This is a genomic window from Actinomycetota bacterium, from assembly GCA_035765775.1.
In the GTDB taxonomy this organism is placed as follows: Bacteria; Actinomycetota; CADDZG01; order JAHWKV01; family JAOPZY01; genus DASTWV01.
In genome coordinates this window covers 96632-106684 of sequence record DASTWV010000057.1, presented here as the reverse complement: position 1 = coordinate 106684, position 10053 = coordinate 96632, and the positions used below count along the sequence as shown (strand labels likewise).

Here is a 10053-nt window from a genome sequence, read left to right as displayed (position 1 = left end):
CTTCCTCCTCGAGGTGCTCTCCGACTTCCAGGTCACCATCCCCGAGCTGGGCACCATCAAGTGCAAGAAGCCCCCCGTCGTCATCCTGACCTCCAACCGCACCCGGGAGCTGCACGACGCCCTGAAGCGCCGCTGCCTGTTCCACTGGATCGACTACCCGAAGCTGGACCGGGAGGTCGAGATCGTGCGGGCCCGGGCCCCCGAGATCCCCGAAGAGCTCGCCCGCCAGGTCTCCAAGGCGGTGCAGAACCTCCGCACGAGGGACCTGCAGAAGCGGTCCGGTGGGGGCGGTGAGCTCGGTTGGTTCGAAGGGCTGGCCAAGGGGCTGACCGGCGCCCGACCGCAAGAGACACTGCGGGTGCCCGACTTGGTGGGCCTGCGGCTTGCCGAGGCCCGGCGGGTCGCCGAGGCAGCCGGTGCCGGTGTGGCCATCGCCGACGACGGCCAAGCGGGCGACGGGGCCCGGGTCGTGCGCCAGGAGCCGGTGCCGGGCTCGGAGTTCTCCGACGGCCGTGTGGTGACCGTCTGGACCCAGGAGGGTCCCGGCTCGGCGGGGGTCCGGGAACCGGGCCCGGCCGCCCCTGCACAGCGCGGCTTCTCGGTGGGCATGGATCCCGAGGGCCGCTGACCCGCAGGCCAACGGCTTCTGCAACCTGGTCAACGCCGCCGAGGCAGGGCTGCCTACGCCCGGTGCGGACTCGGCCAGTAGCCGGCGCCGGCGCCATGAGTGCCCAGGTGAGCGCGGCGGCCGACGATGCCCACACCGCGCTCAGCGGCTACGGGCTGCCCGCGTCCGAGGAGTCCTCGCGGATCACGGCTTCGTGGCCCGGCCGAGGAGGTAGGGCGCCGGCAGGATCAGCGAGCCGTCGGTCGCCGCGTTGGCCTCCTCGAGCGCGGCCTGGAACGTGCGCCGGGCCTCCGCGCCCCTGCCCAGCGACTCCAGCGTCGCCATGGTCCGCACGAACGGGCCGGCCTTGGTGAGGAAGGTCTCCATGCCCTCGTCCACCGAGGCGAACCGGAAGGTGAACGGCTCCTCGGTCACCCGGACCTCAGACAGGCCGACCGCCTCCAGCCGGCGGGCGAACTCGCCTGGCTCCGACCACTCGTCGGGCACCGGGCCACCCTCGGGCTGCGGGGGCAGCAGGGCCACGATTCGCTCCCGCCAACCTTCGGACCACCCGCCCGAGGCCCACGATGTCATGGCGAGGCGCCCAGCCGGGCGCAGGACCCGGGCCAGCTCGGCGGCGGCCCGGGTGTGGTCGGGGGCGAAGATCACTGCCATCACGCTGACCACCACGTCGACGCTGCCGTCGGGCACCTCTAGGGCCTGGGCGTCGCCGACCGAGAGGTCCACGGTGAGTCCCTCCGCCGCGCACCGAGCCCGGGCGTGCTCGATCTGCTGCGGGCTCAGGTCGATGCCCCGCACCACGGCGCCCCGCCGGGCCGCCTCGGCAGCCGCGTTGCCCGAGCCGGTCCCGACGTCCAACACCCGGTCGCCGCGACGAACTCCGGCCGCATCGACGGTCGCCACGGCAATCGGCATCAGATGCCGGGCGACGGTGGGGTAGTGGCCGAGGCTCCACAGTTCGCGCTCGGCGTCGACCGGCTCGTCCGCCACGGGCCGACTCTAGCCCGAATCCGGGAACCATGATCGAGAATGGCCCCAACAGAGCCCACCAACCGAAGCCAGCACAATGCGAATTCGCCTCGCTACCCTGTGCACGGCGCTACCGGTCGCGCTGTGCGCGTGCTCCAGCCGGTCTCCGGCGGCAGCCCATCGGCCCATCCCGTCATCGTCTCCCCGGTGGGTGACGGTGTACTCCGGTGGGGTGTCGGGCAGCGGGGCGGCCGGCTCAAGCGGCGGCAGTGGCGCCCGGTTCCGTCTCGCCGGCGGGCCGGCAGTCCTCAGCTACTCGGTGACGATGACGGGTTCCGCGGTGGTCACCTTCTCCGTCGCTCCGCTGGGTAACCGGAAGCCTGCAATGTGCACCGGCTCGGGGGCCCAGGGAACGTTCGACCGCTCGCATGTGGTCGCCGTCGTCGACAAGACCAGTACCGGCCAGGTGACCCTCCAAGCCGCCCCCGGACGCTATGAGTTGTGTTGGTGGGACCAGACGATCGCCGGCACTGGGTCACTTGCCTATGCCACCGTGGTCCAGGAACAGCAGTGACCGGGTGGCTATGGCGCTAGGGCTGCTGTGGCCAACGCGAGGAACTCCTCATCGCCGATCGCCTCGGCGTCGGTGGGCCGGAGCCGGAGGGTGGCACGCCCCGACTTGAGCTCTGGGTGCCTCGAGAGAAACCCGCCGTCGCGGTCCTCGCCCCAACCGTACAGCGACACCCCGTGCTTCCACGCGGCCAGGAAGAGCCTGCGCTTGCCCACCTTGAAGGTGGGGATCTGGTACGAGAGCACCACCTCGGCGTCCGGGGCGGCGGCCCGGATCAGGGTGTGCAGGCGGTCGAAGAGCTCCCGCTGCTCGGGCGGGATGGCGTCGATGTAGGCCTGGACTGCGTCTTCCATGGGGCGGCATCGTAGACGTGCACCTGTGCCCGCGCCGGTCCCTGCACAGCCCTTGACATGTGACTGAACGGTCACATATCATGACGCCATGAGCGAGGAGGACGACCGGGTGTTCAAGGCGCTGGCAGACCCGACCCGCCGTTTCCTGCTCGACCGGCTCTTCGAGCGTGACGGCCGTACGCTCACCGAGCTCGAGTCCGAGCTGGAGATGACCAGGTTCGGCGTCATGAAGCACCTGAAGGTCCTGGAGGACGCCGACCTCGTGGTCGCCCGCCGGTCGGGCAGGGAGAAGCTCCACTTCCTGAACCCGGTCCCGATCCGGCTGATCCACGACCGGTGGATCGACAAGTACCGGGAGCGCCAGGTGTCGGCGCTCACCGACCTGAAACGCGCACTGGAGGAGGAGGGATCCGCATGAGCACCATCGCAGAAGAGCTGGTCACCACGCAGGTCTATAAGGTCTACATCAAGGCCACCCCGCAGGCGATCTGGGACGCCATCACCAAGCCGGAGTGGACCGCCCGGTTCGGCTACGGCGGTGAGGCGCAGTTCGACGAGCGCCCGGGGGGCAGCTACCGCCACCTTGCCAGTGTCGAGATGAAGCAGGCGGGCAAGGCTGGCGGCTTCGAGGTGCCCGACGTCGTCGTCGACGGGGAGGTCATCGAGTGCGACCCGCCCCACCGCCTGGTGCACACCTTCCGCATGCTGATGGACGCCCGGACGGCCGGGGAGGGCTTCACCCAGTTGACGTACGACATTGCCGAGGGCCGCAACGGGGTGTCGATTCTGACGGTGACCCACGACCTCGAGCGGGCGCCGACGCTGGCGGCCCTGGTGGCCGGCAAGTTCGGCGGCACCGCCGGTGGCGGCTGGCCGTGGGTGCTCAGCGGCCTGAAGACGCTGCTGGAGACCGGGGAGTCGATGGGCAACCCGTACCTGTAACTCCAGCGCCGCACCAAAGAGCCGTCCGTGTCTCGGGCGGCTCTTTGCGTGTGATGATGTGCAAATATAGATAGTCATGTGTATGGATGTATGGAAGACACGGGCGGACTCAACGGGTTCGAGTCCGGGGGGATCGAGATCTGCGCCCGCACGAGCCGCCGGCTCCCCCGCGCCTGTTCGCGGGAGATCGGCCCGTACTGGCGGGCCGCAAGGGTGGCGAGGCTGGCGTCGGCATCCACGCGCGTATAGAGGGCGTGACGTTCCGTCGAGCATTGGTGAACTGTGCAACAAACTCCCCGCAATCCGGGGGTAAAGTTGCCCAGTTAGACCGGTGGGGCCCCGGGCCCCAGGGGCGCCGCCGCGCCCCGGGGAAGACCGGCGGGGCTACGCCGTCGCCGGCGGCTGCAGCAGCTTGAACTGGGCCCCGCTCGGGTCGGCCACGGTGGCGAGGCGCCCGTACGGGGTGTCCTCGGGCGCATGGACGACCGAGCCCCCGAGCGAGACTGCCTGGGCGGTGCTGGCGTCGGCATCGTCGACCGTGATGTAGACCCCCCAGCGGGTCGGGATGTCCTCCGTGAATGTGCTCGTGTCCATGATGCCGGCCAGCTGCTTGTCGCCGTCGGCCAGGATGGTGTAGTGGAACTCGGGCGTGTCCATGGCGGTCTGGGTGTTCCACTGGAACACCGTGCGGTAGAAGTTGATGCTGTCGGCGTAGGCGCCGGTGTGCAGCTCGAACCAGGCCGGGGCACCGTTCTCGCCGAAGACGCCGATGCCGGAGAAGGTGATCGGCTGCCAGGCGCCGATGACGGCGCCGCCGTTGTCCACCAGGACCGCCATCGTGCCGAGGTCGCCGACGGTCATCGGCGGGGCGAGGATCCGGGCGCCGTTCTCGGCGGCCAGGGCGACGGTCTTCTCGGCGTCGTCGCTCAGCAGGTAGACCGACCAGGCATTGGCGGGGGCTGTTCGGGCATCGGGCCCACGCAGCCGCCCACGGGCACGCCGTCGCGGAGGAACTGGAAGTAGCCGCCGAACTCGGCCAGCGGCTCGGTGACCGTCCAGCCGAACAGGGCCGGGTAAAACGCCCGGGTGCTCGCAACGTCGGGGGTGCTGAGGTCGATCCAGCACGGGGCTCCAGGGGTGGACGCGGTGGCCATGGTGCGGCTCCTTTCTGGGAGTCGGTGCTGCGCTGTCGTGCCGTCACGCGTTCAGACGGACGGAGGTGCCGGAACTCATCGCCGGCGAGCTGAAATCCGGCCAGGCAAACCTAAATCAACTGGCCGCTGGTGGGGTAGGCACTCCCCGCGGGAGGCAGGCTGCCCCCCTGGCGGTCGGGTCCCGGTGGGGCCACAGTGCAACGGGATGGAGCAACAGTGAGTGCAGTTGCGGCGCGGGTGCGCGCCGATCTTCGGAACCGGTGGCGATCCTGGCTGGGGCTGGCCGTCGTGGCGGGTCTCTTCGCGGGCGCGGTGCTGGCCAGTGCCGCCGGGGCCCGCCGCACCGACAGCGCCTACCCCCGCTTCCTGCAGTGGGCGGACTCGCCGCAGACCTTCGTCTTCCGGCCCCCGGCCGGGTCATCGGGCTTCGGCGACATCAGCACGGCCCAGCTGGCGCAGCTCCCGGAAGTCAAACGTGTGATGACCGCAGCCTCGTATGCCGCCCTCGATCCGGCCGTCGTCAACCTGACCGCCCCGGCCACCAACGCGCTCGGGACAACGATGTTCCGCCGCAAGATGCTCGCCGGCCGCCAGCCGGATCCGGCGAAGGCCGACGAGGTCACCATCAGCTTCCTGTTGGCCGACGACCTGCACCTCGGCGTGGGCGACCACCTCGACCTGACGGTGGCGAAGGCCGATGGCCAGTCGACCGCGCGCCTCCGGTTCCGGGTCGTCGGCGTCGATGCCGCACCGACCGAGTTCCCGCCCCAGCTGGGCTCCGGTGTTGACCTGGCCTGGGCGACGCCCGCCTTCTACCGGGCCCACACGGACGACCTGTTGACCTACGGTGTCTCGGCGGTCTGGCTGCGCGACGGCGACCGCGGCACGCCGAGCTTTCAGGGCGACGTCGGCCGGCTCGGCGGCGGGCTGCCCGTACAGTCGTTCCCCATCAGCGATCAGAGTGTCAACACCGAGCGTTCGATCCACCTCCAGGCCGTCGCCCTGTGGCTGCTGGCCGCGCTGCTCGCCGCCACCGGCGGGTTGATCGTCGTGCAGCTGCTCGCCCGCCAGAGCGTCCTCGAGGCGGCGGACAATGGCGAGCTCCGGGCCATGGGCATGACCCCGGGCCAGCTGTGGACAGTGGCGATGACCCGCGTCCTGGCCGTCGGCGTGATGGGGGCGGTGGTCGCGGTCGGGGTGGCCTATGCGCTCTCGCCCATCGCCCCGATCGGCCTGGCGCGCAACGCCGAGCCGCACCCGGGCCTGGCCTTCGACCCGCTGGTGTTCGGTCTCGGGACCCTCGGTCTGATCGCCGTGATCGCCCTGGCGGGCGCCGCCCCGGCGTGGCGCGCTGCCCGGAAGCCGGGCCGGCCGGCCGCCGCCACTCTGCGCCCATCGGTGCTGGCATCGGCCGTCGGCGCCACCGCGGCGCCGGCCACGGTGGCGACCGGCATGCGCTTCGCCCTGGAGTCCGGGCGCGGCCGCACCGCCGTGCCCGTACGCAGCTCGGTCGGCGGCACCGCGGTCGCGCTGGCGGCGCTCTCTGCAGCGCTGGTCTTCTCGACGAGCCTCAACCACCTCCTGGCGACACCGGCTCTCTACGGGGTGACCTGGGACGCCCAGGCGGCGAGCATCACCGCCCGCGACATCGGCCCGGCTGTGGACCTCCTGCGAGCCGACCCTCGCGTGGCTGCCGTTTCGGTGGGCTACACCGGGGCCCCGCTCGGTCTCGGCCCGAGGGGTAGCCGGGTGGACGCAATGGCGATCGACGCGGTGAAAGGCCCGACCCTGTTCCCCGCGCCGCTCGAGGGCCGGGTCCCGCGCACCTCGGGCGAGATCATGTTGGGGTCGCGGACCTTCAGCGAATTGCATGCCCACCTGGGTGGAGCGGTGCCCGCCGTGCTTGCGGACACGCCGGTCAAGCGGACCCTGCGGGTGGTCGGCGTCGGCGTGTTCCCCAGCCTGAGCGACGCCCTCGGCCTGGGCAAAGGCGCAGCCATGACCGTCGGCGGGCTGCAGGCCAGCCTGCCCCCGGGCCAGGATGGCCCGCCGCTGGACACGGCCCTGGTGCGCTTCCAGCCCGGGACGGATGCCCGGCTCGCCACCGCCGACCTGGGGCGGCGCCTGGGCGACGCCGGTTACTCGTTCCTGCCGGCGCAGCGACCGGCGGACCTCGTCAACTTCGGGCGGGTCCAGAACCTGCCGTTCGTGCTGGCCGCCCTCCTCGGCCTCCTGGCTGCGGCGACGCTGATCCACGTGCTCGTGGTGTCGATCCGGCGCCGGCGCCGGGATCTTGCGCTCTTGAAGACACTGGGGTTCGTGCCCCGGCAGGTGCGATCGACGGTGGCCTGGCAGGCGACGACGCTCGCGGGCGCCGCCGCCGTCCTCGGCGTCCCGATCGGCATCCTCGCCGGGCGCTGGATGTGGACCGCCTTCGCCCACCAACTCGGGATCGTCCCGGTGGTGATGATCCGGCCGCTGGGCTTCGTCGCCATCGTTGCCGGCGCATTGGTGGTGGCCAACCTGGTGGCGCTGCTGCCCGCCCGCCTTGCCGGCCGGGTGGCACCGGCGGCGGCCCTGAAGGCGGAGTAAGGCGGGACCGGTCGGCTGGCAGGCCCTACGACCCCTTACGACCCTTGCTTCAGGAACCCCGAGAAGAACAGCGAGGGCGTGCACGGCTTGTTGGCGGGCGGGGGGCTGGCCCCCCCTGTGCCCCCGGCGGTGCACTGCACGGTCATCTGGAACTTCTGCCCGCCGGGAAGGGTGGGCGGCGAGATGAAGTGGTAGTCCAGGTCCCGGAAGTTGTCGAGGCTCTCCACCAGCAGGGTGGAGGTGGACGACCCGTTCACCACCTGGATGGTGAGCGTGCCGCTGTCGCCGGCTGGGTTCTCCATGACGATGTCGGACACCGAGAGCGTGTTGTTCGCCGGCACCGCATAGGAGTCGGACTTGGTCTGGCCGGCCGGGAAGTTCTGCGAGGTGGGCAGCCGGGAGTAGAACGGGTTCCCGAGCGCCGTGGCCCCGACCGGTCCGGTGGGGCTGGGCGACACCGTCGGTGTCACCACGCTGTGGCCGATGATCGGGGCCACGGCGTCGTTCAGCGCCTTCTGCCCTGAGGCCAGGCTCGCCACCTGGGCCTTCTCTGAGGCGAGCGGCGCGGCGACCGCGGTGTTGGCGGCCGACTTGATCTGCGGCTTGACGAGCGCCAGCCAGGCGACCACGGCGAGGACCGCCAGGGCCAGGACCGCGGCCAGTGCCTTCATGAACCAGGGCGGCAGGATCGACTCCTGGAGCATGACGCCGTCCAGGAGCACGGGCGGGGCCGAGGCGGGCTTGATGGCTACCTGGAACGGGTGGCTGCGCGGCGGCCCCTTCCAGAATGGCTTCACCGGGCGGACCGCCAGCCGGGTGAAGGTGGCGGTGTTGGGGTTGGTCACCAGGCTGGGCGGCGAGAAGCGGAAGCGCAGGACGGCGTTGGGGTCGATGCCCTCCAGGTCGGCGTTCAGCCCGAGGTTGCCCCGGTTGTCCACCGCCAGGTCGTAGTGCGCCTCCCGGGTCCCGTGGGCGGTGCGGGGGAGCAGCTCGCCGAAGAGGTCCTTGAACGACCCGACGTTGAGGGTCCCCTCCTCGGTCACCGAGCCCTCGGGGTCCTCCTTGGAACGCACCCGGACGCCGAAGGGGAACGTGCCGGCCCGCACCTCGGAGGCCCGGGGCGGGCGGAACGACACCCGCGCCGTGCCCTCGGTCCCGGGCAGTAGGGAGAGCGACGGGGGCTCGACGCTGCTCCAGGCTGCCGGCTCGCCCACCACGTCCAGGGTGAACTCATCGACGACGTGGCCGGTGTTGCGGATCTTGATCTCGGCGCCCGCCTCGGCTCCCGGCTCGACCGCGACGGTCGAGGGGCTCAGGCTGGCGGCGGCACCCATGGCGTGGACGATACCGCGGGCCTGTGGGCAAAGGCCACGGGCGGGTAGCCAGGAAAAAAGGCATCACGGGTTGCCCGTTAAGTCTCCGTTAAGCGCCCGTAGAGCGGCGGGGGCCATCGTGGGCGGCCGCGGCCCGGAAAGCCCGGGCCGAGGTACCACGGGAGCAAGGAGGCGCTGCATGCCTGAAGGCATCCCGGTGTTCGTCTACGCCGGCGACCCCATCTCGCAGGCCGGGATGGCGACCCAGCTGCGGGGACGGACCGAACTCCGGGTGGTCGATGAACACGAGGTGGACGCCGCTGCGGTCGCCGTGGTGGTGGCCGATGCAGTGGACGAAAGCCTGGCCCGCGCCATCAAGGCGCTGCAGCGCAACCGGTGCCCGCGGGTGGTCGTCGTGGCCACCCAACTGGACGACGCTGGCCTGCTGACTGCGGTCGAGGCGGGCGCCTGCGGGCTGCTGCGGCGCTCGGAGGCGACCCCCGACCAGGTGGTGGCCGCCGTGACCAAGGCGGCCGCCGGCAACGGGGCCCTGCCGCCCGATCTCCTGGGCCGCCTGCTGGAGCAGGTGGGCCAGATCCAGCGCCAGATCCTGGAGCCCCGGGGGTTCCGGGTCTCGGGCTTGACCGAGCGCGAGGTGCAGGTGCTCCGGCTCGTGGCCGACGGGCACAACACCGCCGAGATCGCCCGCCAGCTGGCCTACTCCGAGCGGACGATCAAGAACGTGATCCAGGACGTGATCACCCGCTTCCAGCTGCGCAACCGGTCGCACGCGGTGGCCTACGCCGTGCGCCAGGGGTTCATCTGATGGGCGCCGAGGCGACGGACACCCGGCCGGCTGACAACCGGGAGCTGGAGCGCCAGCTGGAGCGCTCCAGCATGTTCACCCAGGCCTCGTTGCAGAAGGTGGTCGCCCAGATCACCGACACCCGCGACGTCCTGGCCGAACTCGTGGCGATCCTGCGGGCGAGGGGCATCCTGGAGGGAGCAGACACGGACGAGAAGGAGGAGGTCATCGAAGCCACCGCGCCCGCCCCCGACCTCGCACCCGACCTTGCCCCGCCTGACCGGAGGCCCCCCGGGCAGCGCCCCTCGATGGAGGAGGGCAAGGTCTGGCGCTGGCCGGCCATCGCGCTGGGCGTGGACACCGACGAGCACTCGGAGCCGGTCAACTGCGCCGAGCGCTTGCATATCTGCCAGGCGGTGTGCTGCCGGCTGACCTTCGCTCTGACCGGGCCGGAGGTGGATGCCGGCAAGGTGCGCTGGGACCTGGGGTTCCCGTACCACATCCGCCACGACGACCACGGCACGTGCGTCCACAATGACCCCGACGGGGGCGGGTGCACCGTGTATGCCGACCGCCCGGGCGTCTGCCGGCGTTACAGCTGCGCCCACGACGCCCGGATCTGGACCGACTTCGCCGCCATGGAGCTCAACCACGAATGGATCGAGGCCAACCTGGGCCGGGGCGAGCGGATCCGGGTCTCCGGCCCGGCCGCCCAGGAGCAGTGAT

12 protein-coding genes are annotated in these 10053 nt (G+C 71.4%); 7 read left to right on the top strand and 5 right to left on the bottom strand.

Annotated elements, in window-relative coordinates:
• Positions 1-628: MoxR family ATPase (locus VFW71_13730; GenBank protein ID HEU5003816.1), on the top strand; the 628-nt coding region annotated here is incomplete at its 5' end.
• A 183-nt stretch (positions 629-811) separates the two neighbouring features.
• Here VFW71_13730 and VFW71_13725 read toward each other — a convergent pair.
• The gene (locus tag VFW71_13725) at positions 812-1618 is read right to left on the bottom strand and encodes a methyltransferase domain-containing protein (protein HEU5003815.1); all 807 of its coding nucleotides are present in this window, start codon (positions 1616-1618) and stop codon (positions 812-814) included.
• A gap of 190 nt (positions 1619-1808) precedes the next feature.
• On the opposite strand from VFW71_13725, the gene VFW71_13720 reads away from it, so the two are divergent.
• Positions 1809-2171, top strand: a complete 363-nt coding sequence (locus VFW71_13720) for a hypothetical protein (GenBank protein HEU5003814.1) — start codon at positions 1809-1811, stop codon at positions 2169-2171.
• A gap of 8 nt (positions 2172-2179) precedes the next feature.
• On the opposite strand, the gene VFW71_13715 is transcribed toward VFW71_13720, so the two are convergent.
• On the bottom strand, positions 2180-2521 hold the full coding sequence (locus VFW71_13715; GenBank protein HEU5003813.1) for a DUF1801 domain-containing protein: 342 nt from the start codon (positions 2519-2521) through the stop codon (positions 2180-2182).
• Positions 2522-2609: 88 nt separating this feature from the next.
• Between VFW71_13715 and VFW71_13710 the strand changes: the two genes are divergently transcribed.
• Both VFW71_13710 and VFW71_13705 read left to right on the top strand, forming a co-directional pair.
• On the top strand, positions 2610-2939 hold the full coding sequence (locus VFW71_13710) for a metalloregulator ArsR/SmtB family transcription factor (protein HEU5003812.1): 330 nt from the start codon (positions 2610-2612) through the stop codon (positions 2937-2939).
• On the top strand, positions 2936-3463 hold the full coding sequence (locus VFW71_13705) for an SRPBCC domain-containing protein (protein ID HEU5003811.1): 528 nt from the start codon (positions 2936-2938) through the stop codon (positions 3461-3463). Before VFW71_13710 ends, VFW71_13705 begins: the two co-directional genes overlap by 4 nt.
• A 384-nt stretch (positions 3464-3847) precedes the next feature.
• Here the strand turns inward: VFW71_13705 and VFW71_13700 are convergent, their stop codons facing one another.
• Together VFW71_13700 and VFW71_13695 are read right to left on the bottom strand one after the other, a co-directional pair.
• Positions 3848-4324, bottom strand: a complete 477-nt coding sequence (locus VFW71_13700) for a VOC family protein (protein ID HEU5003810.1) — start codon at positions 4322-4324, stop codon at positions 3848-3850.
• Between the two features lie 65 nt (positions 4325-4389).
• Positions 4390-4617, bottom strand: a complete 228-nt coding sequence (locus VFW71_13695) for a hypothetical protein (GenBank protein HEU5003809.1) — start codon at positions 4615-4617, stop codon at positions 4390-4392.
• 288 nt (positions 4618-4905) lie between these two features.
• On the opposite strand from VFW71_13695, the gene VFW71_13690 reads away from it, so the two are divergent.
• Positions 4906-7209: an FtsX-like permease family protein gene (locus VFW71_13690; GenBank protein HEU5003808.1), complete on the top strand. Its 2304-nt coding sequence runs from the start codon at positions 4906-4908 to the stop codon at positions 7207-7209.
• 35 nt (positions 7210-7244) lie between these two features.
• Here VFW71_13690 and VFW71_13685 read toward each other — a convergent pair whose 3' ends face one another.
• Entirely contained in the window at positions 7245-8543 is a 1299-nt protein-coding gene (locus VFW71_13685) for a hypothetical protein (protein ID HEU5003807.1), read from the bottom strand.
• 178 nt (positions 8544-8721) lie between these two features.
• Between VFW71_13685 and VFW71_13680 the strand changes: the two genes are divergently transcribed.
• Both VFW71_13680 and VFW71_13675 read left to right on the top strand, forming a co-directional pair.
• Complete coding sequence (locus tag VFW71_13680; GenBank protein ID HEU5003806.1) at positions 8722-9348, top strand: response regulator transcription factor; 627 nt, start codon at positions 8722-8724, stop codon at positions 9346-9348.
• Complete coding sequence (locus tag VFW71_13675; protein ID HEU5003805.1) at positions 9348-10052, top strand: YkgJ family cysteine cluster protein; 705 nt, start codon at positions 9348-9350, stop codon at positions 10050-10052. The genes VFW71_13680 and VFW71_13675 overlap by 1 nt, the downstream gene beginning before the upstream one ends.
• Position 10053 lies beyond the last annotated feature (1 nt).